This window comes from Desulfovibrio sp. X2, assembly GCF_000422205.1.
GTDB lineage: Bacteria > Desulfobacterota > Desulfovibrionia > Desulfovibrionales > Desulfovibrionaceae > Alkalidesulfovibrio.
Map to the genome: position 1 here is coordinate 19,223 of NZ_ATHV01000018.1, position 21,918 is coordinate 41,140.

Annotated in this window: 21 protein-coding genes; 13 read left to right on the forward strand and 8 right to left on the reverse strand. The window is 68.7% G+C overall.

All coding sequences use genetic code 11. From position 1 onward, the window contains the following. Positions 1-63: 63 nt before the first annotated feature. Complete coding sequence (locus tag DSX2_RS06305; RefSeq protein WP_020880331.1) at positions 64-417, reverse strand: PepSY domain-containing protein; 354 nt, start codon at positions 415-417, stop codon at positions 64-66. Between the two features lie 269 nt (positions 418-686). On the opposite strand from DSX2_RS06305, the gene DSX2_RS06310 reads away from it, so the two are divergent. The 11 genes from DSX2_RS06310 to DSX2_RS06360 all read left to right on the forward strand — a co-directional run bounded on the left by DSX2_RS06310 (position 687) and on the right by DSX2_RS06360 (position 10,168). After that, positions 687-1,364 carry a response regulator transcription factor gene (locus tag DSX2_RS06310; protein ID WP_020880332.1) on the forward strand — a complete coding sequence of 226 codons (678 nt, stop codon included), beginning with the start codon at positions 687-689 and terminating at the stop codon, positions 1,362-1,364. After that, positions 1,345-2,751 (forward strand): HAMP domain-containing sensor histidine kinase, encoded by a 1,407-nt coding sequence (locus DSX2_RS06315; protein ID WP_020880333.1) that lies wholly within the window; start codon positions 1,345-1,347, stop codon positions 2,749-2,751. Before DSX2_RS06310 ends, DSX2_RS06315 begins: the two co-directional genes overlap by 20 nt. Before the next feature lie 68 nt (positions 2,752-2,819). After that, positions 2,820-3,581 (forward strand): MtnX-like HAD-IB family phosphatase, encoded by a 762-nt coding sequence (locus DSX2_RS06320; protein WP_020880334.1) that lies wholly within the window; start codon positions 2,820-2,822, stop codon positions 3,579-3,581. Beyond that, positions 3,560-4,948: an aspartate aminotransferase family protein gene (locus DSX2_RS06325; RefSeq protein WP_020880335.1), complete on the forward strand. Its 1,389-nt coding sequence runs from the start codon at positions 3,560-3,562 to the stop codon at positions 4,946-4,948. The genes DSX2_RS06320 and DSX2_RS06325 overlap by 22 nt, the downstream gene beginning before the upstream one ends. After that, a complete protein-coding gene (locus DSX2_RS06330) occupies positions 4,945-5,865 on the forward strand; it encodes a hypothetical protein (protein ID WP_020880336.1) in 921 nt (306 codons plus the stop codon). The genes DSX2_RS06325 and DSX2_RS06330 overlap by 4 nt, the downstream gene beginning before the upstream one ends. Next, positions 5,862-6,233 carry an EamA family transporter gene (locus DSX2_RS06335; protein ID WP_020880337.1) on the forward strand — a complete coding sequence of 124 codons (372 nt, stop codon included), beginning with the start codon at positions 5,862-5,864 and terminating at the stop codon, positions 6,231-6,233. Before DSX2_RS06330 ends, DSX2_RS06335 begins: the two co-directional genes overlap by 4 nt. A gap of 23 nt (positions 6,234-6,256) precedes the next feature. Continuing rightward, entirely contained in the window at positions 6,257-7,123 is an 867-nt protein-coding gene (locus DSX2_RS06340; protein WP_020880338.1) for a carboxylesterase, read from the forward strand. After that, the gene (locus DSX2_RS06345; RefSeq protein WP_020880339.1) at positions 7,120-8,277 is read left to right on the forward strand and encodes a GNAT family N-acetyltransferase; all 1,158 of its coding nucleotides are present in this window, start codon (positions 7,120-7,122) and stop codon (positions 8,275-8,277) included. The genes DSX2_RS06340 and DSX2_RS06345 overlap by 4 nt, the downstream gene beginning before the upstream one ends. Further along, complete coding sequence (locus DSX2_RS06350; protein WP_020880340.1) at positions 8,274-8,657, forward strand: SMR family transporter; 384 nt, start codon at positions 8,274-8,276, stop codon at positions 8,655-8,657. Before DSX2_RS06345 ends, DSX2_RS06350 begins: the two co-directional genes overlap by 4 nt. Position 8,658: 1 nt before the next feature. Further along, positions 8,659-9,543 carry a hypothetical protein gene (locus tag DSX2_RS06355; protein WP_020880341.1) on the forward strand — a complete coding sequence of 295 codons (885 nt, stop codon included), beginning with the start codon at positions 8,659-8,661 and terminating at the stop codon, positions 9,541-9,543. Positions 9,544-9,757: 214 nt separating this feature from the next. After that, positions 9,758-10,168 carry a hypothetical protein gene (locus tag DSX2_RS06360; protein ID WP_020880342.1) on the forward strand — a complete coding sequence of 137 codons (411 nt, stop codon included), beginning with the start codon at positions 9,758-9,760 and terminating at the stop codon, positions 10,166-10,168. 223 nt (positions 10,169-10,391) lie between these two features. Here DSX2_RS06360 and DSX2_RS06365 read toward each other — a convergent pair whose 3' ends face one another. Beyond that, positions 10,392-11,243, reverse strand: a complete 852-nt coding sequence (locus tag DSX2_RS06365) for a zinc metalloprotease HtpX (RefSeq protein ID WP_020880343.1) — start codon at positions 11,241-11,243, stop codon at positions 10,392-10,394. Between the two features lie 67 nt (positions 11,244-11,310). Then, a complete protein-coding gene (locus DSX2_RS06370) occupies positions 11,311-11,769 on the reverse strand; it encodes an Hsp20/alpha crystallin family protein (protein ID WP_020880344.1) in 459 nt (152 codons plus the stop codon). 187 nt (positions 11,770-11,956) lie between these two features. Between DSX2_RS06370 and DSX2_RS06375 the strand changes: the two genes are divergently transcribed. Continuing rightward, positions 11,957-13,273, forward strand: coding sequence for an ATP-dependent 6-phosphofructokinase (locus DSX2_RS06375; protein WP_020880345.1), 1,317 nt, complete (start codon positions 11,957-11,959; stop codon positions 13,271-13,273). Between the two features lie 77 nt (positions 13,274-13,350). Next, entirely contained in the window at positions 13,351-14,412 is a 1,062-nt protein-coding gene (gene cobT, locus DSX2_RS06380) for a nicotinate-nucleotide--dimethylbenzimidazole phosphoribosyltransferase (protein WP_020880346.1), read from the forward strand. A 210-nt stretch (positions 14,413-14,622) separates the two neighbouring features. On the opposite strand, the gene alaS is transcribed toward cobT, so the two are convergent. From alaS to DSX2_RS06405, 5 genes are all read right to left on the reverse strand, one after another. Next, complete coding sequence (gene alaS, locus DSX2_RS06385; protein ID WP_020880347.1) at positions 14,623-17,268, reverse strand: alanine--tRNA ligase; 2,646 nt, start codon at positions 17,266-17,268, stop codon at positions 14,623-14,625. A 136-nt stretch (positions 17,269-17,404) separates the two neighbouring features. Further along, positions 17,405-18,481: a recombinase RecA gene (gene recA, locus DSX2_RS06390; protein ID WP_020880348.1), complete on the reverse strand. Its 1,077-nt coding sequence runs from the start codon at positions 18,479-18,481 to the stop codon at positions 17,405-17,407. A gap of 173 nt (positions 18,482-18,654) precedes the next feature. Further along, the gene (locus DSX2_RS06395) at positions 18,655-19,635 is read right to left on the reverse strand and encodes an AMIN domain-containing protein (RefSeq protein WP_020880349.1); all 981 of its coding nucleotides are present in this window, start codon (positions 19,633-19,635) and stop codon (positions 18,655-18,657) included. 407 nt (positions 19,636-20,042) lie between these two features. Then, positions 20,043-21,431: a ferric reductase-like transmembrane domain-containing protein gene (locus DSX2_RS06400; protein ID WP_020880350.1), complete on the reverse strand. Its 1,389-nt coding sequence runs from the start codon at positions 21,429-21,431 to the stop codon at positions 20,043-20,045. After that, positions 21,428-21,868: a hypothetical protein gene (locus DSX2_RS06405; protein WP_020880351.1), complete on the reverse strand. Its 441-nt coding sequence runs from the start codon at positions 21,866-21,868 to the stop codon at positions 21,428-21,430. Before DSX2_RS06405 ends, DSX2_RS06400 begins: the two co-directional genes overlap by 4 nt. Positions 21,869-21,918 lie beyond the last annotated feature (50 nt).

The window sequence follows — 21,918 nt, forward strand, 5'->3', positions numbered from 1 at the left end:
GTCCCCTGTATTTTTCACCGCCCGGGCGCGACGCGCGTCGCGCCCGGGCGGCCGTTGCCGACGCTACTCGCCGTCCTCGTGCTCACCGTGGTCGTCGTCGTGATCGATCTTGTCGACCGACGACTTCACCACCTTGCCGGTCAGGGCGTCCACCGTGACGTCGTGCACCGTGTCCGCGGAGACGACCTCGACCTCGTAGACGAGGCGGCCGTCCTTCTCCTTGTCGAACTCGGCGCGCGAGGCCCGGCCGCCCTCGGCCTGCTCGGCCGCGGCCACGGCCTGGGTCAGGCCGACCTTGGCCTGCCTGACGCTTGCGGCGTCGTTCTCCTCCCGATGCGTGCGCGCGGCGGCGAAGGCCGCGGAAAACACCAGGCTTGCCAGGGCGAGTCCGATGAAAAGGGTTCTCGTGCGTTTCATGATAAACCTCCAAGTCGTGTTTTGAACAGTCCGGCGCGGGAATTTTCCCCTCGCCGTGGCTGGAGGGTGGGGGCGGAAAATTACGGGACGCTTAGAAGCCGCGGATTTCCTCGAACGTTCCTCGCAGGCCCTGCGGGGAGGCCGATTCCGGCAGCGTAAAAAAGATTTAAACTTTCCGGCCCGATTCTAAGGGGAACTTAACTTTCCTCCGGCAGAAATGGGCGTAGAGATGTCAGGTGGAGCATGCCGGTGCGATGGAGCGAAACGCCATGAGAATTCTCTTGGTCGACGACGACGCCGAGATCCTGCGCTTTCTCAAGAGCGGCCTGGAGCAGGAAGGGCACGAGGTGGACCTCGCGGAAAGCGGGACGGCCGGGCTCGCCCGCATCTGCGAGCAGGCGCACGACCTGGTCGTGCTCGACCTGATGTTCGGGGACCTGGACGGATTCACCATCCTGCGCGAGATCAGGGAGAAAGGGATAAAGGTCCCGGTCATCGTGGTCAGCGCCCGCCAAGCCGTGGACGACAGGATCTTCTGCCTCAACTCCGGCTGCGACGACTACCTGACCAAGCCGTTCTCCTTCCTCGAGCTGCTCGCCCGCATCAAGGCCATCACCCGCCGCCGGACCGACGAGAACATGGCTCCCGCCCGCCTGAGCCTGCACGGAGTGGAGGTCGACCTTCTCAACCGCCGGGTCTTCCGGGACGAGCGGGAAATCCATCTCAAGCCCAAGGAATTCCTGCTCCTCAAGTACCTGATGGAGAACGCCGGAGACACCGTCTCCCGGCCCATGATCATGAAGAACGTCTGGGGCTACGAGTTCGATCCCGGCACCAAGGTGCTCGACGTGCACGTCTCGCAGCTGCGGGACAAGCTGGATTCCGGACACGACGGGAAGCTGATCCACACCGTCAGGGGATGCGGGTATGTCTTTAAGCAGGACTAGGCGCGCCAGGACGCTCAAGTTCAAGATCCTGCTGCTCTATGGAAGCCTCTACATGGCCTCCATACTCTTCTTCATGGGGATATCGTTCTACGTGTTCTACAAGTCGAGCGACAGCAGCGAGATAAAGACGATATACGATGAGATAGCAGAGATAGACAAGAGCGCGAAAGGCAAGCAGTTCCAGGATTTCCTGAACATTCTCTCCGGAGAGATAAACGACATTGGGTCATCGAACCTGATCATACATTTCAATGCCGATGGAAAGGAATACTATCTCCCATCGCGTGAACTGTGGAAGCCGTATCTGCACAGGAACATACACTGGAAAGACATCGATGCAGGCAGGATAGAACGCATCAGGAACAACAAGACAGGCGATATACTGAAACTTGCCGGAGCGAGGCTCCATAACGGAATCGAGCTCCATGTCGGCTACATCTCCGATACTGTCGAGACCCTGAAGAAGAATTTCCTGGACATATTCGAGATGATCTTCATCCCGATCCTCATAGCCGGGTGCGGCATCGGGTACGTAATGACGCAAAAGACCCTGGGAGAGATATCCGCGGTCAAGGACACGGCCATGGAGATCTATCGGGGCAACCTCGAGAGCCGCGTGGAGCGCTCCTTCAACGGAGACGAGATCGACCAGCTCTCCGAGGCGTTCAACCTCATGCTCTCCCGCATCCAGCGGCTCATCGCGGGCATGTCGGCCATCGTCGACAACATCGCGCACGACCTGCGCTCCCCCCTGACCAGGATGAAGGGCAGCATCGAGGTGGCCCTGCTCTACGACAAGGCAGGAAAGGATCAGGGCGCGATCCTCGGCAACTCCCTGGCCGAATTCGAACGCATGATCGCCATGGTCAACGACATCCTGAACATTTCCGAGGCGGAATCCGGCGTCACACACCTCAAGCGCGAGGCCGTGATGGCCCGGGAATTCCTCGAGAGCCTCTGCGAGTTCTACCAGCCCCTGGCCGCTGAGTCCGGCATCGACCTCAGCCTCGGGGAGGTGCAGTCCGTGCGTTTCGACGCCGACCGCCTCAAGCTCTGGCGGGTGCTGGCCAACCTGCTGGACAACGCCCTCAAGTTCACACCGCGCGGCGGGACCATAACCCTCGGCGCGACCGGGACGCCGGAGGGAGTGCGCCTGCTCGTCGCCGACACGGGCGAGGGCATCGCGGAGGAGGACATCGGGAACATCTTCAAGAAGTTCTACAAGGCCGACAAGGGACGCTCCTCCAAGGGCTACGGACTCGGGCTGAGCTACGTCAAGGCGGTGGTGGAGCTGCACGGCGGCGGCATCGAGGTGCAGAGCGATCCCGGCAGGGGGACGCGCTTCGTCATCCTTCTCCCCCGGGCGCCCGCCCCCCTGAGGGCCTGAGCGCGGCGACGCGGCTCCCCTCGTTTTTCCGAAAACCAGGACTGAACGGGACAGCAAAGGCAGTAAAAATGAGCGTTTTTCACCAGCACGGCGCACTGGACGGCAGGCGGCCCCCCTGCACGGTGTTCTGCGACTTCGACGGGACCATCGCCGAGACGGACGTCACGGACAGCCTGCTCGGCAGCTTCGCCCCGCCGCAATGGCTCGACATCGAGCAGGACTGGAAGCGCGGCCTCATCGGCTCGCTCGAGTGCATGCGGCGGCAGGTCGGCCTCCTGCGCTGCCCGCAGGAGCAGCTGGACGCCCACCTCGAGGGCATCGCCATCGACCCGACCTTCCCGGCCTTCGTCGCGGCCTGCGAGGCGCGGGGGACGGAGGTCGTGGTGGTCAGCGACGGCATCGACTACGCCATCCGCTCCATCCTGGCGCGGCACGGCCTTCCGCACCTCACGGTCTTCGCCAACCACCTGCGCCTCGAGCCGGACGGGCGCTACGCCCTGTCCTTCCCGCATGCCGCGCCGGACTGCGCGCAGCGCAGCGGCACCTGCAAGTGCCGGGTCCTGGCGCGGCGAGGGGGGCTTTCGCTCCTCGTCGGCGACGGCCGCTCGGACTTCTGCGCCGCGGCCGACGCGGACTTCGTCTTCGCCAAGGACGCGCTGCTGGCGCACTGCCGCGCGCACGGCCTGCCCCACCTTCCCTACACGCGTTTTTCCGACGTCGCCTCCTTCCTGGACGCCATGGACGATCCGCGGCTCGACCGGGACGGCGACATCATCACACAACTCAAGAACACCGGAGACCGACTCACATGCATGACCACAGCCTCTTAGATCTCGAATCCACGTACTGCTCTTTCGGGGACACCGTCCACTACCAGGAGCCGCCGCGCGTCTTCTCGAGCTGCAGCGGCAGCTTCCTCTACGACGAGAGCCGCAGGGAATACCTCGACCTGCAGATGTGGTATTCGGCCGTCAACTTCGGCTACGCCAACAAGCGCCTGAACGACGCGCTCAAGGCGCAGATCGACACCCTGCCGCAGCTCGCCTGCCAGTACCTGCACAAGGAGAAGATCGACCTCGCCGCCCGTCTCGCGGGCCACATGGAGCGCGCCCACGGCGTGAAGGGACGCGTGCAGTTCAACGTGGGCGGGGCCCAGGCCATCGAGGATTCCCTGAAGCTCGTGCGCAACGCGAGCAAGGGCAAGAGCCTGATGATCGCCTTCGAGGGCGGCTACCACGGCCGGACCCTGGGCGCCTCGGCCATCACCTCGAGCTACCGCTACCGCCGCCGCTACGGCCATTTCGGGGACCGCGCCCTCTTCGTCCCCTTCCCGTACTGCTTCCGCTGCCCCTACGGAAAGCGGCAGGACGACTGCGGCCTCTTCTGCCTCGGGCAGTTCGAGCGGCTCTTCGAGACCGAGTACTACGGGGTCTGGGATCCCAAGGTCGGCGAGGCGGAATTCGCCGCCTTCTACGTCGAGGCGGTGCAGGGAACGGGCGGCTACGTCATCCCGCCGCGCGACTACTTCCCGCGCCTGAAGAAGATCCTGGACGAGCGCGGCATCCTCATGGTGGACGACGAGATCCAGATGGGGCTCTACCGCACCGGCGCCTTCTGGGGGCTCGAGAACTTCGGCGTCACGCCCGACGTGATGGTCTTCGGCAAGGCCCTGACCAACGGCCTGAACCCCCTGTCCGGCATCTGGGCCCGCGAGGCGCTCATCGAGCCGGGCATCTTCCCTCCGGGATCGACCCATTCGACCTTCTCGAGCAACACGCTGGGCACGGCCGTGGCCCTGGAGACGATCAAGATGCTCGAGGAGGAGGACTGGGGGACCATGGTCCGGGAGAAGGGCACCTACCTCCTCTCCGGCCTGCAGGACCTGAAGCGGCGCCATGCGATCGTCGGCGACGTGGACGGGCTCGGCCTGGCCCTGCGCATGGAGATCTGCCGTCCGGACGGCTTCACGCCCGACAAGGCCATGACCGACTGGCTGGTCGACGAGGCCATGAAGTGCGACCTCTCGACCGGGGGGCGGAGCTACGGCCTGATCCTGGACGTGGGCGGCTACTACAAGAACGTCTTCACCCTCGCCCCCGCCCTGACCATCACCCGCCAGGAGATGGACCTGGCGCTGACGCTCCTGGACCAGCTCCTCGAGCGCGCGGCGACCAGGACGAGGCAAAGCGCGGCGTGAAGCTCCGCCTGCTGCACCTCGATGGCAGCCTGAAGGAGCAGGCCCCGTTCTGGGACGAGGCCGACGACCCCGAGGTCGTCGACCTCTCCCGGGAGGGGCCGGCCTTCCGGCTGTGGGCCTGCGAGCGGCGCATGCGCGCCTTTGCCGCGGCCCTGCCGGAGGCGGGAGACGACGAGCCCCGGGCGACGTTCTTCGGCTCGGGAGACTTCCACCACCTCTGCGCCGCCCTGGTCGCCCGGCTGGCCTACCGGCTGGCCGAGCCCCTCACGGTGCTCCATTTCGACAACCACCCGGACTGGGTGCGGCTCCCGCCCCGGTACCACTGCGGCTCCATGGTCAACCGGCTCCTGGAGATGCCCCACGTGAAGCGCGTCATCACCCTCGGCCCCTGCTCCGCGGACCTCGACAACCCGGGGCTCAAGGGCGGCAACCTGCGCGCCCTGTCCGAAGGACGGCTCGAGATCTATCCCTGGCGGCATGCGCCCTCCCGGACCTGGGGCCGCCTGCGTTCCGGGCCGGGCCACCGCTGGGAGGCGGGGCTGCTGTACTGGCGCAACCTGGGGGAAGGGGATTTCGACGCCTTCCTGGACGAGCTGGCCGGGCGGCTGGAAGGGCAGGCCGTGTACCTGACCCTGGACAAGGACGTGCTCCCGGCCGGGACGGCGCTCACCAACTGGGACCAGGGCGAGATGCCCCTCTCCGCCCTGCTCGCGGCTGTGCGGCGCATCGGCCGCGCCGCCCGCGTGGTCGGCGCGGACGTCTGCGGGGACTACTCGCCGCCCGTCTTCTCCAGCAACGCGAAGCGGATCAGCGCCTACTTCGACCAGCCGGGCGGCGGCCATCCGAGGGAGAGGCGGGCCGCCGTGAACGCCGCCGTGAACAGGGCCATCTGGACTGAGCTCAGGGGGATCGCGTGATACCTCCTGCGGTGGTCGGGCTCTTCGCCTGCTCCTTCTGCCTGGACGTGTCCGGGCACCTGTGCCTGAAGGCCGGCTCCAGGCGGGCCGGGGATGCCCCCCGCCTCCTGCGCGGGCTCCTGCCCGCCTGGCTGCGGTCGCCCCTGGTCTGGGCCGGACTGTGTGTCTTCGTCCTGGAGACCATGGTCTGGCTCGCGCTTCTCTCCAGGGTCCCCCTGAGCCTGGCCTTTCCGGCGGCGAGCCTCAATTCCTGCGGCGTGCTCCTGGGCAGCCGCCTGCTGCTGCGCGAGCAGGTCTCCTTCAGGCGCTGGATCGGAGGGCTGACCGTGGCCCTCGGCGTGGCCCTCGTCGGCGCCAGCGCGCTCTGACATCCCTTTTTGGAGCGGATTGCATGACTTCCATACGCGACCATTCCTTCCTCTTCCCCGGCGGGGACCACGGCGTTCTCCTGATCCACGGCCTGGGCGGCACGCCCGCGGAGATGAAGTTCCTCGGCAAGGGACTCGCGCGCAGGGGATACACCGTCCTCGGCGTGCAGCTCGCCGGGCACTGCGGCAGCGAGGCGGACCTCCTCGCCACCGGCTGGCGGGACTGGGCCGCGAGCGTGGACGAGGCCTTCGCCGCCCTGCGCGAGCGGTGCCGCACGGTCTTCTGCGGCGGCTTGTCCATGGGCGCCGTGCTCTCGCTGCACCTGGCCGCCTCCCGGCCCGGGAGCGTCGCGGGGCTGGCCCTGTACTCCACGACCCTCAAATACGACGGCTGGTCCATCCCGAAGCTCAGCTTCCTCCTGCCCCTCGTGCTCCGCCTGCCCTTCGGCGCGCGCTACCGCTTCGTCGAGTCCTTTCCCTACGGCATCAAGGACGAGCGGCTGCGCAACCGGGTGGTCCGGAACATGTTCGGCGGCGAGAGCGGCGAGGCCGGACTGGCCGGGACCCCGGGGCTTTCCCTGCGCCAGCTGTGGCATCTCGTGGCCGATGTGCGGCGAAGGCTGCCGCAGATACGCACTCCCGCGCTGGTGCTGCATTCCGGGGAGGACGACGTGGCCAGCGTGAAGAACGCGGACACACTCGAAAGCTGCCTGGGCGGCCCGGTGCGCAAGATCATCCTGAACGACTGCTACCACATGATCACCGTGGACAAGCAGCGGGACGAGGTGGTGGAGCTGTCGGCGCGCTTCTTCCGCGACGTGGCGCCCGCCTCCGCCCCCCGCATCCCGGACGGGGCAAAACCCCGCCTCTCCCTGGGAGGCTCGCTGTGACGGAGGTCACGCGCCACGAGCGCATGGCGGACGTCGGCCCCCTGGCCTGGGACGCCTGCCTGCCCGGCGAACTCGAGGACCACGCCTGCTACCAGGCCACGGAATCGTCCGGGCTCCCCGGGTTCAGCCTCTTCTACCTTGCGGTGCGCGAGGGCGGCGAGGTGCTCGCCGTGGCCCCCGCCTTCGTCACGGACTACAGCCTGGACACCACCGTGCGCGGTCCCTGGAAGAGACCCGCCTCGGCCCTGGTCCGCCTTTTTCCGCGCCTGTTGCGCCTGCGGCTCGCCTGCCTCGGATCGCCCGTGGCCGAGCGCTGCCACCTGGGCTTCGCGCCGAGCGTCGCGGCAGGAGACCGTCCGGCCCTGGCCGCGCTCCTCTTCGAGGGGCTCGAGACGCTTGCGCGCGGGCAGGGGGCACGGCTCACCGCGGCCAAGGACGTGGCCGACAACGATCTGCCGCTCCTGTCCGGGGCCCTGGCGCGCGGCTACCACCGCCTGCCGAGCCTGCCCGGCGCGTCCCTGCCCCTGCCGTTTCCCGACCTGGAGGCCTACCTCTCGTCCCTCGGCAGGGCCACGCGCAAGAACATGCGCCGCAGGCTGCGCGCCGCGCAGGGCAGGGTCACGGTCGAGCGGCGGGAGGCGATAGACGACGTGCTTCCCGAGATCGCCGCCCTGTACGAGGAGACCCTGGCGCGCAGCGACATGCAGTTCGAGCGGCTGCCCGCCGCCTGGTTCCGGGAGATGCTCTCCCGCATGCCCGGCAGGGCCTCCTGCGTGCTCTACCGCGTGGACGGCCGCCTCGCCGCCTTCAACCTCGTGCTCGAGAACCGGCACGCGCTGCTCGACAAGTTCTTCGGCATGCGCGCCGACCTCGGGCGCGAGCACGGGCTGTACTTCGTCAGCTGGCTGGAGAACGTCCGCCGCTGCATCGAGCGCGGCCTGCCCGTCTACGTCAGCGGCCAGGCAGGATACGAGGCCAAGCTCCGCCTGGGCAGCCGCCTCGCGCCCAACTGGCTCCTCTTCCGCCACGGCAATCCTGTCCTGAACGGGCTGCTGCGCCTCGTCGCCGCCTTCGCGCGGCCGGACAACTTCGATCCGGCCATTCGCGGACTCGGCCGGGCCCTCGGCCAGCCCTCCGGAAAGGAGGACGCATGAACCGCCATCTCTTCGGAAGCTCCGGGACGGTTTTCCTCTGGATTCTGCTGCTCGCGGCCGACACCGGGGCCCAGCTCGCGTTCAAGCTCGGCTCGGCCTCGCTGGCCGAGGCGGCGCCCGGGGCGCACTGGCTCGCCGCGGCCGCGGGCTCGCCGTTCATCTGGCTCGGCCTGGCGTGCTACGTCTGCTCCTTCGTCCTGTGGATGAGCATCCTCAGGACGACGCCGCTGAGCCTCGCGTTCTCGCTCTCCGGGCTCGGCTACGTCAGCATCCTGCTCGCGGCGCGCGTGATCCTCGGCGAGCAGATCTCGGCCCTGCGCTGGCTCGGCGTCGGCGTCATCGTCGCCGGAGTGACCCTCCTGGCGAGCGAGGAGGAGTGACATGCCCTCCCGCCGCGTTCCGCTCCTGCCCGTTCTTCTCGCCGTCGCGCTCGCCGCGGTCCTGCTCGTTCCCGCTCCGGCCCGTGCCGGTGGCGAGGACAGCCCGTCCGTGAGCGCGGGGGAGCAGTACACGGCCAGGGGAAGCGTGGCGGGAGGCCCCGCGGCCGCCTCAGTGGCGCGCACGAGCCTCATTGCCTCCGCGCTGCCCTTCACCCTGGAATACGACCTGGACAGGTATTCCTGGCGCGACGCTGACCGCCTTCCCTTCGTGCGCGCCGGGCGGGAGCCGTGGAAGACGCTGCACCTCCTCACCCTGGACCTCGACTACGCGGGGAAGCTTGTCGGGAAGACCGGCTTCTTCACCGAGCTCGAGGGCTATTCGGGGTTCGAGAGCGAGACGGCGGGCTCGCTCGGCGCGAACCTGAGCGGCGGGCTCACCTACCAGCTGCTTCCCGACCTGACGGCAGGCGCGGGCGCCACGCTCGAGCTGCGGCCCGTCGATCGGGTGCTCAGCCCCATCCTCATGCTGAACTGGCGGGACGCCTCGTCGGAAGGCTTCTCCGCCAGCCTCGGCTATCCGGAAAACACCCTGGCCTACCGCCTGAACCCCGCGCTCGACTTCCGCCTGGCGCAGACCTACGACGATTCCTTCTACCGCCTCGCGGACGACAGCGGCGTGGACAGGGGACGCTATCTCGAGGTCATGGACACGGTCGTGGGCCTGTATGCGGACTATTCCCCGCTGCCGCATCTGACGTGCACCATCGGTCTGCAGTATACCCTGGGCCGCAGGTTCGATTTCTACGGCAGCGACGGCAACAAACGCGACGCCGTCTCCTTCGGAAGCGCGCCGGGAGGCTACATCTCCGTGAACTATGCCTTCTGACGCGGCCTGCCCGGCAGAGGACGATCCGGCTGGCCCCTAAGCCGCCGCTAAGTTTCGCGCCGCAGCCTGCCGGGATCGGGCCCTGTTCCCGGCGCAGTCTATGAAGTTTTGCGGGCAGGGCCTTTTGAGCTTGCCGTCCGCCGTCATGGCGCACGCTGACGAAGAACGGCCGCACGGGCGCGCCCCGCCCCGACCGCCGAACAAGGAGCTTTGCATGGCCTTTATCAACCAGGACGACAACGGATGCCTTTCCCCCGCCGCAGGGGTGTCGGAACGGTTCCAGCGCATCTTCTCCGCGGCCGCAGGCCTTCTCAGGGAGTCCCGCTTCCTGCTCCACGCCGTGGGCAAGTCGCGGCGCTTCCTGCTGGTGCATTTCAGGAAGGAGTACGTGCGCAGGCAGCTCTCCGGGCGCTCGGGCGGCTGCCGCCAGTGCGGGACCTGCTGCAACCTCCTCTTCACCTGCCCCATGCTGACCACGCACAGGACGTGCCTCGCCTACGGCACCTGCCGCCCCGAGGCCTGCAAGGTCTTCCCCATAGACCGGCGGGACATCGACGAAGTGGCGACCTGCGGCGGCCGCTGCGGCTACACCTTCGACCGCGATCCGCCCAGCCCCGGCAACTAGGCGGGCGTCCCGCCATCCCCCCCGCACCGCGACGCGGGCGACGAACGGAGATGCCGTCCTCGTCAAAAAAACAGAAAGGCGGCCCGCTGTTTCGGACCGCCTTTCTGTTTCACTCCATGCGCTTGGTGCAGCAATTCGACGTTTGGAACTAATGACGAATCTGTCCCGGCCGACGTCCTTCCGCCCCGCGTCTTCTCCCTATCCCTTCAGCGCGTAGCGTCGCCTAGCGCTGTCCGGCCATGGCGCGCAGGCGGGCGATGCGCTCCTCGGTGGGCGGGTGGGTGGAGAACCAGCGGCCGAGCGAGGCGCCGCTGAAGGGGCTGACGATGAACATGTTCTCGGTGCTGGGGTTGGCCTGCAGCGGCACGCGGCGGCTGCTCGCCTCGAGCTTGCCGAGGGCGGAGGCCAGGGCCAGGGGGGTGCCGGAGATGCGCGCGCCCGTGGCGTCGGCCAGGAATTCGCGCGAGCGGGAGATGGCCATCTGGATGAGGGTGGCGGCCAGGGGGGCGAAGAGGGCCATGGCGATGAGCGCCAGGGGGTTGCCGCCCTCGTCGTCGCGTCCGGAAAAGCCGCCGAAGATGGCGGACCAGCGGGCGATGCTGGCCAGGACCATGATCACGGAGGCGAGCACGGCGGCCACGGTCTGGATGAGGATGTCGCGGTTGAGCACGTGTCCGAGCTCGTGGGAGAGCACGCCGCGCAGCTCCTCGGGCGAGAGGGTGCGCACGATGCCCTCGGTGACGGCGACCACGGCGTTTTGCGGGTTGCGGCCGGTGGCGAAGGCGTTGGGCGCCTGCTGCGGGATGATGACCAGGCGGGGCTTGGGGATGCCCGCGTTGCGGGCCAGGTCCTCGACCATGGCGTGCAGCCCGGGCGCGTCCTCGGGCGCCAGCTCGCGGGCGCGGTACATGGAGAGGACGATCTTGTCCGAGAACCAGTAGCTGCCCACGTTCATGACCAGGGCGAGGACGAAGGCGATCATGAGGCCGCTGCGGCCTCCCATGGCCTGGCCGATGAGCAGGATGATGGCGGTGAGCGCTCCGAGCAGGAGCGCGGTCTTCAGTTGGCTCGTCATTTCGTGTCGTCTCCTCGGGAGGGGATGTCTCTCGGGATTTTTCCGCTGAGGGGAGCGGCGCGCGCCGCTAGTCGCGCGAGCTGATGGGGATCTGGCGGCTGGCCTGGGCAGCCGGCTTCCTGGGCACCGTGATGGTCAGGAGGCCGTTGCGCAGCACGGCGCGGATGCCCGCCGGGTCCAGCCCCTTGGGCAGGACGAAGCGGCGGGCGAAGGGGCCGTAGGAGCGCTCCAGGGTGTGGTAGACCGGCTCCTGGACGTCCTTTTCCAGGCGGCGCTCGCCGTGCAGCCAGAGGTCGCGGCCTTTGACCTCGAGGACCACGTCGGGGAGGCTGAGGCCGGGCAGGTCGATGAGCAGGGTCACTGCCTCGACGGTCTCGAAGACGTCGGCCCGGGGCCGCCAGACGTAGGCGCCCTCGGGTGCGGCCGGGTGCCCGCCCCCCGCTCCGGGGAGCGCTTCCTGGAGGATGTCCATGCGCTCCTTGGGGTCTTCGACGAGTATCCAGGGATTCCAGTTCTGCTTGCCCATGCGTGCACCATCTCTCGGGAAATCCGGCCGTGCCGGGTCTTGACCATTTCATAGCCATTTGGCGGCAAGATCACAAGATGATAAGGGGAAAAGGCCGCCTGTCAACGCCGCTCGTCTTGCAAACGCCGCTTCACGCGGGTACCTTTTTTCGGCTGCGACCGAACGAACACGCACCAGGAGTTGGACCATGCCCCAGGAAATGACCTGCCTGCCCCTGCCGGCCCTTCCGGACGACCTGTCCATTCCGGTGCTGGGCACGGCCAAGATTCCCTCGGGCCTGCGCTACGGGCATTTCGTCCCGGACGGGAGCAGCGTCTTCGTCTTCGCCAACGCGGCGGACGTGCCGCCGGGCGGCTGCAACCCGACGCTGCAGATGGCGGGGCCGCGCGAGCGCATCTATTTCGATCCGGCCAAGACGCACTGCGCCATCGTCACCTGCGGCGGGCTCTGCCCGGGCATCAACGACGTGATCCGGGCCATCGTGCTCGAGGCGCACCACAACTACGGCGTGCATTCGGTCATGGGCATCCGCTACGGGCTCGAGGGCTTCATCGCGGAGCACGGCCACGAGCCCATGGAGCTGACCCCGGCGTCGGTGTCGAGCATCCACGAGTTCGGGGGCACCATCCTCGGCTCCTCGCGCGGGCCGCAGTCCGTGGAGCGCATCGTGGACTTCCTGGAGCGCAGGAACATCTCCTGCCTGTTCGTCATCGGCGGCGACGGGACCATGCGCGCGGCCGCGAAGATCACCGAGGAGATCGAGAAGCGCAGGGTGAAGATCTCGGTGGTCTGCATCCCCAAGACCATCGACAACGACATCAACTTCGTCGCCCAGACCTTCGGCTTCGACACCGCGGTGGAGCAGGCCACGCTGGCCATCCGCTGCGCCCACACCGAGGCCCTGGGCGCGCCGAACGGCATCGGCCTGGTCAAGGTCATGGGGCGCGAGGCGGGGTTCATCGCGGCGCAGAGCTCGCTGGCCCTGCGCGACGTGGATTTCGTGCTCGTGCCCGAGGATCCCTTCGAGCTGTACGGCGAGAACGGCTTCCTGGCCGCGCTCACGCGGCGGCTGAGGCTTCGGCGCCACGCGGTGATCATGCTCGCCGAGGGCGCGGGGCAGCACCTGCTGCAGGCAACGGACGAGAGGGACGCCTCGGGCAACGTGCGGCTCGGGGACATCGCCGCGCTGCTCATCCAGGAGATCGACGCGCACATGGCCCGCGAGGGCATCGAGCACACGCTCAAGTACATCGACCCGAGCTACATGGTGCGCTCGGTTCCGGCCAATCCCAACGACTGCATCTACTGCAGCTTCCTGGGCCAGAACGCCGTGCACGCGGCCATGGCCGGGAAGACCGCGCTGGTCGTCTCCAAGTGGAACGGCTACTACGTGCACATGCCGCTCTCCATGCTGACCCACGGCCGCAAGCGCATCGACGTCACCTCGAACTACTGGAGCAGCGTGCTTCAGAGCACCGGACAATACGTCTATTTCCAGGGCTGAGCGCGGGCCCCGGCCGGGGCCCGCCGCCCGCATCACCCGCTACACCCCCCGTTCGCGCTCGAATCCAAGGAGGCTTCATGCGTTCGCGTCTTGACGAGACCATCCGTTCCGTTCTGCCTGCCGACCTCACCCTCAAGGAACAGGGGCAGGCGCATCTGGACGACCTGACCAAGCCCAAGGGCAGCCTCGGCCGCCTGGAGGAGATCGCCCTGAAGCTCTGGCTGGTGGGGCAGGGCAAGGCGCCCGAAGCCTTTCCCGCGCGCGTCTACACCGTCGCCGGGGACCACGGCGTGGTCGAGGAGGGCGTTTCCCTCTACCCGCAGGAAGTCACGCGGCAGATGGTCATGAACATCGCCGGGGGCGGCGCGGGCATCAGCGTGCTCTCCCGGGTGAACGGGGTGGAGCTGAAGGTCGTGGACGCGGGCTCCGTGGGCGGGACCTATCCGGAGCAGGCAAACCTGATCCAGAGGAAGATCGCCCAGGGCACGGCGAACATGGCCAAGGGCCCGGCCATGACCGAGGAGCAGTGCCTGCAGGCCCTGTGCCTGGGGCTGGACCTGGCCGAGGAGAGCGAGCGCGACGGGATCCGGGCCGTGGGCACCGGCGACATGGGCATCGGCAACACCACGCCGTCCACGGCGCTCTTCTGCGCCTTCCTCGGACTCGCGCCGGAGGAGATCACGGGCCCGGGCGCCGGGCTCGACGCATGGGGCGTGACGCACAAGACCAAGGTCATCGCGCGGGCACTCGAGGTGAACAAGGCGGCCAAGGCCAAGGGGCCGCTGGCCGTGCTCGCGGCGCTCGGCGGCTACGAGATCGCGACGCTCGCGGGCCTCATCATCGGCTGCGCCTCGCGCGGCATCCCGGTGGCGGTGGACGGCTTCATCTCCAGCGCGGCCTACGTCTCGGCCCTGAACCTCTGCCCCACGGTGCAGCACTACTGCTTCCTGTCCCACGCCTCGGCCGAGCCGGGCTTCATGCGCATCTGCAAGGCGCTGCACGCGCGCCCGCTGCTGGACCTGGACTTCCGTCTGGGCGAGGGCACGGGCGCGGCCGTGGCCCTGCACCTCATGCGCTGCGCCTGCGCCATGTGGAACGAAATGGCCACCTTCTCCTCCGCGGGCGTGAGCAACGCGTAGGAGCAACCCGCAGCATCGGACGATGGACGGAAGAAATATCCGATAAAGGGGGGCGCGGAATGATTCCGCGCCCCTCTTTCTTTCGGACCGTCCGAAAAGCGCCGGATGCAAGGCGCACAAAAAGCTCAGGCCCGGCGCGTATTGTCACATACGCGCCGGGCCTGAGCTTTTCGCAGCAACGCCGCGGACGGCGTTTTTCAGCGGTCCGGGCTAGCCGGCGATCAATTTCTCGAGGGCCGCGAAGGCAGCCGGGATGCCCGAGGCGTCGGTGCCGCCCGCCTGGGCCATGTCCGGCCTGCCGCCGCCGGAGCCGCCGATGGGCGCGGCGACCTCCTTGATCAGCGACTGGGCCGTGAAGCGGCCGTGCAGGTCCTTGGAGACGTAGAGGATCAGGGAGACCTTGCCGTCCTCCTGGGCGGAGACGAGGCAGGCCACGCCCGAGGACATCTTGGAGCGGATGTCGTCCATCTGCTCGCGCAGGGCCTTCACGGCCACGCCCTCGGTGGCCACGGTGAGCAGCTTCACGCCGCCGACCTCGCGCACGTCGTCCATGAGGCTCTTGCCCGCGCCGGAGAGGAGCTTGGCCTGGAGCTGCTCGCGCTCCTTGGCGAGCGCCTTGACCTCCTTCTGCAGGCCGGAGATGCGCTCCACGAGCTCGCCGGGGCGGCCCTTGAGCAGGCCCGCGGCCTTTTCCACCTCGCTGCGCAGGGCGTGGATGGCGGTGAGCGCGTTCAGTCCCGTGGCGCCCTCGATGCGGCGCACGCCCGCGGCCACGCCGGACTCGGAGAGGACGAGGAAGGGACCGGCCTGGCCGGTGTTCGTGAGGTGCGTGCCGCCGCAAAGCTCCATGGACACGCCCGGCACCTCGACCACGCAGACCTCCGAGCCGTATTTCTCGCCGAACAGCGCGGTCGCGCCCTTGGCGATGGCGGCCTTCTGGCTCATGACCTCGCGCTGCACGGGCAGGGCCGCGAGGATGGATTCGTTCACGCGCGCCTCGACGTCCGCGATCTCCTCGGGCGTCATGGCCGCGATGTGGGTGAAGTCGAAGCGCAGGCGGTCGGGCCCGACCAGGGAACCGGCCTGCTTCACGTGGTCGCCGAGCACGGCGCGCAGGGCGGCGTGCAAAAGGTGGGTCGCGGTGTGGTTGCGCGCCGTGGCCAGACGGTTGTCCTCATCCACCGAGAGCTTGGCCTCCTGGTCGCGGGCGAGGTCGCCCTCGGTCACGAAGACCTTGTGCACGTGGAGGTTCTGGGCGGGTTTCACGGTGTCGAGCACGTCGGCCAGGCCGGACATGGTCTCGATGAGGCCGGTGTCGCCCGCCTGGCCGCCGGACTCGCCGTAGAACGGCGTGGCCGCGGCCACGACGAAGCCGCCCTGCCCCTGGGGCAGGCGCTCCACGGGCTCGCCCCGCTCGTCGAGCACGGCCAGCAGCCTGCTCTCGGCCGTGAGCGTGTCGTAGCCGAGGAAGGTGCAGGAGAGGCCGGTCTCGAGCAGCGCGGCGAAGCGCCCGGCGAGGTCCTGCTCGCCCGAGCCCTTCCAGGCCTCGCGGGCGCGCTCCTTCTGCCGGGCCATGGCCGCGGTGAAGCCCTGCTCGTCCACGGAAAAGCCCTGCTTCTCGGCCACGTCCTTGACGATGTCGATGGGGAACCCGAAGGTGTCGTAGAGCTTGAAGGCCACGTCGCCGGGCACGGTCTTCTTCCCGGCCGCCGCAAGGCCCGCGAGCTCCTCGGAAAGCATGTCCAGCCCCTTGCCCAGGGTGCGGGCGAACCGCTCCTCTTCCTCGCGCACGACCTTGGCCATGAAGTCGCGGCCGGTCAGCAGGTCGGGATAGGCCTCGCCCATGACCTCGGCCACCTTCAGGCAGACCTTGTACAGGAAGGGGTCCTTGAAGCCGATGAGCGTGCCGAAGCGCAGCGCCCGGCGGATGATGCGGCGCAGCTCGTAGGCGCGGCCCTCGTTGGAGGGCATGACGCCGTCGGTGATCAGGAAGGCGGCGGCGCGGGAGTGGTCCGCGATGACGCGCAGCGCCACGTCGCTCTCCTCGTCGCCGGACTTGTAGGCGACGCCCGCGATGACTGCGATGTAGTCGATGAGTTCCTGGAAGAGGTCGCAGTCGAAGTTGGAGAACTTGCCCTGGCACACGGCGGCCACGCGCTCGAGCCCCATGCCGGTGTCGATGGAGGGGCGCGGCAGGGGCACGCGCTTGCCCGGCTCGATCTGGTCGTACTGCATGAACACGAGGTTCCAGATCTCCAGGAAGCGGTCGCAGTCGCAGCGGCCGATGGCGCAGTCCGGGCCGCAGTTCATGTGCTCGCCCTGGTCCACGTAGATCTCGGAGCAGGGACCGCAGGGGCCGGTGTCGCCCATGGACCAGAAGTTGTCCTTCTCGCCCAGGCGGAAGATGCGCTCGGCCGGAACTCCCGCGACCTTCTGCCACAGCTCGTGGGCCTCGTCGTCGTCGCGAAAGACCGTGACGTAGAGGCGGTCCCTGGGCAGGCCGAGCTCCTCGGTGATGAAGCCCCAGGCGAAGCGGATGGCGTCGGCCTTGAAATAGTCGCCGAAGGAGAAGTTGCCGAGCATCTCGAAGAAGGTGTGGTGGCGCGCGGTGCGGCCCACGTTCTCGAGGTCGTTGTGCTTGCCGGAGATGCGCAGGCACTTCTGGGAGGTGGTGGCGCGGGAGTAGTCGCGCTTCTCCTGGCCCAGGAAGAGCTTCTTGAACTGCACCATGCCCGCGTTGGTGAAGTACAGGGTGGGGTCGTCGCGCGGCACGAGGGGGGAGGAAGGGACGACCTGGTGGCCGTGCCGGGCGAAGTAGTCGAGGAAGCGCTTGCGTATCTCGCTGGCGGTGATCATGCCGTGGGCTCCTTGCGTGGGGTCCGTTGCGGGCTCCCGTGCGCTTGCGCCGCCGGGAGGTTTCTCTCTTTCCGTATGGGGTATGAAAAGGCGCGGGCCGGGCGAGACGCCCGGCCCGTGCCGCGATATCGTCTGTCTAGTCCTCTGCGCCTTGGGCGTCGGCCGCCTCCTCCCCGTCCGGGGAGGTGAGGTCGAGCATGCCCAGGTGCTGCATGAGGTCCTGCTCGATCTTGGCCATGAGCTCTGGGTTGTCGAGCAGCAGGGCGCGCACGTTCTCCTTGCCCTGGCCCAGGCGCTCTGCGCCGTAGGCGAACCAGGAGCCGGACTTCTCGATGACCTTGGCGTCCACGCCGAGGTCGATGAGCTCGCCCGGGCGGGAGATGCCGGTGCCGTAGAGGATGTCGAAGGCGGCCTCGCGGAACGGAGGCGCCACCTTGTTCTTCACGACCTTGACGCGGGCGCGGCTGCCGTAGACCTCGTCCTGGTTCTTGAGCGTCTGGATCTTTCTGATGTCCAGGCGCATGGAGGAGTAGAACTTGAGCGCGTTGCCGCCCGTGGTGGTCTCGGGGTTGCCGTAGCCCATGGTGCCGATCTTCATGCGGATCTGGTTGATGAAGACCACGGCGGTGTTGGACTTGTGGATGGAGCCGGTGAGCTTGCGCAGGGCGTGCGACATGAGGCGCGCCTGCCCGCCCACCTGGGTCTCGCCCATGTTGCCCTCGAGCTCGGCCTGGGGGATCAGCGCGGCCACGGAGTCGACCACGATGATGTCCACGGCGTTGGAGCGCACGAGCATGTCCGCGATGTCCAGGGCCTGCTCGCCGTAGTCGGGCTGGGAGATGAGCAGGTCGTTGGTGTGCACGCCGAGCCTGCGGGCGTAGGAGATGTCCAGGGCGTGCTCCGCGTCGATGAAGGCCGCGGTGCCGCCGAGCTTCTGGGCCTCGGCGATGATGTGCAGGGCCAACGTGGTCTTGCCGCTCGATTCCGGGCCGTAGATCTCGGTCACGCGGCCGCGCGGGATGCCGCCCACGCCGAGCGCCAGATCCAGGCCGATGGAGCCGGTGGGGATGACGGGAATGGCCTGGTGCGCCCCCTCGTCGAGCTTCATGATCGACCCCTGGCCCCACTTGCGCTCGATGGTGGTCAGGGCGGTCTTGAGCGCCTCGCGGCGGCTGTCCTCGGGGGACGGTGCGGCGGAAACCTTGCGGGCCATGAAATGCCTCCGGGTGTGAGATGCCAAAGCCCCATGTCCTTAGCAGATGCACCCTGCGCGGGCAAGGCGTCGGCGGCCGCGCTCCCTGCCGGACGCGGGCGTCTTCGGACGCGCGGCACGGCGGCGGGCCGCAGGGGCAGAGGAGGCGGGAGAGGAAAAAAAGGGCGGAGGGGCTAGTTGCGGAACCTGATCAGCACGCCCTCGTCGGACTTGGAGAGCTCGGCCTTGGGCGGCCGCGCGGGGTCGAGGTCGAAGACCGCGCGCAGCCGGTCCGGATGCTGGCCCAGGCGCATGCCGAGGCAGCCCTCGACGCCCTTGCCCGCCTGCCCGAAGGTGCGGTCGCGCAGGCCGTCCACGGTCCAGTTGCCGAGCAGGTCCACGACCAGGCGCGGGGGGTTCTTCATCTCGAAGTAGGTGAACTGGACCGGACCGTCCGTGTTCAGGCGCACCTGGAAGGTGTTGCCCTGCCGTCCGGTCGTGATCGTGGCGCGGCGCGGCGGGGCGGCGGGAGCCTTCTCGGCCTTGGCCGCGGGCGCGGCCTTGGCGGCCGGGGTCTGGCCCGAGGAAGCCTTGCCCGACGGAGCCTTGGCGGAAGATTTTTCGGACGAGGCCTTGCCCGAGGCGGGCTCGCGCTGCAGCGGCGGCTCCGGCTTCGCGGCCTCAGGCTTCGCCTCGGGCTTTGCCGCCTCCGGCTTGGCCGGGGCGGCCTGGCTGCCTGCGGGCTGACCGTTTCCGGACGGCTCGGGCAGGACCAGGGGCGGCGGCGGGGTCTCGGGCTTTGCCGCGGGGGACGTCTGGCCCGATTGCGTCTGGCCCGATTGCGTCTGGCCCGATTGCGTCTGGCCGGACGCGGACGGAGCCACGGGCTCGCCCGGAGCCGGGGAAGGCGGCATCGCCCCCCTGCCCTGGCCCGGCTGCACCACCGTGCGCCGCACGGTGTACTCGTCCGGCCCAGCCGTGTCCGGCGTGACGCTCTTGTAGACCGGCCCGGCCGAGGACGGCAGGACCGCCTCGTCCGCGGCCAGGATGCGGCGCGGGGACGCGGGCGCGATGAGCACGACCGCCATGAGCAGCGCCGCGGCCGCTCCGAGCAGGCGCTCGGACAGGGCGGGGGATCGTCTGCTGCGGCGGGGGAAAATGCGCTTGCTGCTCATCTCGCGTCGGGCTGGGGCGTCGGGTTGGGGCCTTCGGGGACAGCTTCTGCCGGATGCTGCGCGCGGCTGAAAAAGGCAACGCATACCGGTCCATACGGCGGTTGAGCCGGCTTGGCAAGCCCGGCGCGGAGGAATTGCGGCTCCTCTTCCCCGGGTCCGCCCCGGCCCGCCGGGGCTAGTGTCGCGTCCGTGAAAAAAGTCGATATGCTGCGCAGGAGTCGTACGCGACACGTGAACCGGGCGAATGCAAGGTTCCGCCGCCAGCGGCAGCCGTTAGGCGAGCGCGCTTTGGCGCGAGCCTTACGGCTGCCGACAGCAGCGATGCCGACAGCAGCGATGCGGCAACCACGTTTTCGGTGCAGCGATCTTCCGCAAAATACGGCTTAGCGTATTTTGCGGACGTCACACTAGAGCGAGAATTCCTCCCAGTGCACCCGCTCGTGCGCGAAGCCCCGCTTGTCCAGCGCCGCCCTGGCCATGCGCATGAAGCCCGGAGGGCCGCAGAGGAAGACGCGGGCCGAGGGCGGCACGGCGGCGATCATCCCGGCCAGCCCCTCGGCGTCGAGCCGCTCGCCGTCCGGACCGCGCGTCAGCACGTGGCGCACGCTCAGGCCGGGCAGGCTCTCCGCGAGACTCTCCAGCTCGGCCGCGTGGGCCACGTCCGCCTGTTCGCGGTTGCTCCAGATGAGGCGCACGCGGCGTCTGCCGTTGCTGTTTGCGACGGCCTCCGCCTCTTCCGCTCCCTGCGGCGCGGGCGCGGCGGCGCGGGAGAGGTGGCGGAGCATGGAGAGCATAGGGGTGATGCCCACGCCCGCAGCCAGGAAGAGCAGATCCTCGTCCGGGTCCGCGGCCTCGGTCAGCAGGCTGAAGCGGCCGTAGGGGCCGCGCACCAGGGCCTCGTCGCCGGGCGAGAGGCGGCCGATCATGGCCGTGAAGTCGCCCGAGCAGCGGATGGTGAAGCGCAGCTCCGCTTCCTCCGGGGCCGAGGCGATGGTCCAGGGGTGCTCCTCACGCGGCAGGGCCGGGCTCAGGAAGGTCACGAAGGCGAACTGGCCCGGCGCGTAGTCGAAGATCCGCCCCTCGACGGGGGCGAGGCGCACCTCGTGGGCCTCGCGCCCGGCCTGGGCCACGCCCGCCACGCGGAAGCGCAGCGGCGCGCCGCCGCCGCCGAAGGCCCGCCCGGAGATGCCGGGCACGAAACCGCGCGCCGCGAGGAAGAAGAGGCCGCCCAGAAGCGGCATGAAGGCGATGACCTCGATCTCGTCCGTGACGAAGGCCGCGTGCAGGGCCACGAGGCCGGTCAGGCAGAGCACACCCAGGCGGTGCAGGGGCAGCCAGCGGGAAAAGGAGAGGCCGAGCCAACTCCTGAAGCGGGCCACGCCCGCCGCGAACCACAGCGTGGTCAGGCTTGCGGCGCCCGCGAGCAACGGCCACTGCTTGAGCACGGGCGGGCCGATGTCCTTTTGCAGGGCGAAAACCACGAAGGGGTGGCAGAAGAGCAGGCAGGCAGCGGTGATGCCGACGACGCGGTGCGCCTTGAAGAGGTCGTCCAGCCCCACCAGCCGGTCGAGAAGGCGCAGACGCGAGGCGATGACGAACTGCAGCGTCAGGCACAGGGCCCCGGCCATGCCGAGGGCCATGCCGACGTCCGTCCACCAATCGGACGAGAACAGGGGCTTGGCGTCCTGCACCACGGCGGCCACGGGCCAGACGGCGACGGCGAGCACGGCCAGGACGATCAGCAGCCCCCGGGCCAGGGGGCGCGTGGAGTGCGGGGTGAGGGGACGGACGCTCATGCGCGGCACCCCCGCTGGGATTTCGGCGGTCCTTCGGGCCGCTGCGCGATCACGGCCACGTGAGCCAGGGGCAGCTTGGTCCAGAGGATGAGGATGTCGGGCAAGGTGGATTTGAGGATCACGGTCTGCGCGGTCACCGGCCCCTGCCAGGAGACGGCCGCGGTCCAGGCCATGGCCGTGCTGCCCAAGATCACCGTGAACCAGGCGGCCAGGCAGCCCCAGGGCGCGGTCTCGCGCCGCAGGAAGAGCCAGGGCAGGACCAGGGTGTTGATCAGGGCCGTGATGAAGGGGACCCAGTGGGCGAGGGCCTCGGAAGGCGGATGCAGCCGCAGGTGCAGCAGCAGGCCGCCGAGAGAGAGGAAGAACCACGCCAGGGCCACCAGGCGGGGGATGCGTTCCGCGCGGGGGGCGCCATGCGCGTCAGGGGAATCGTGCACTGCCGGTCCTCCGTGAGATTTGCGGCGAGCATACCACTTTTTCGGCGCAT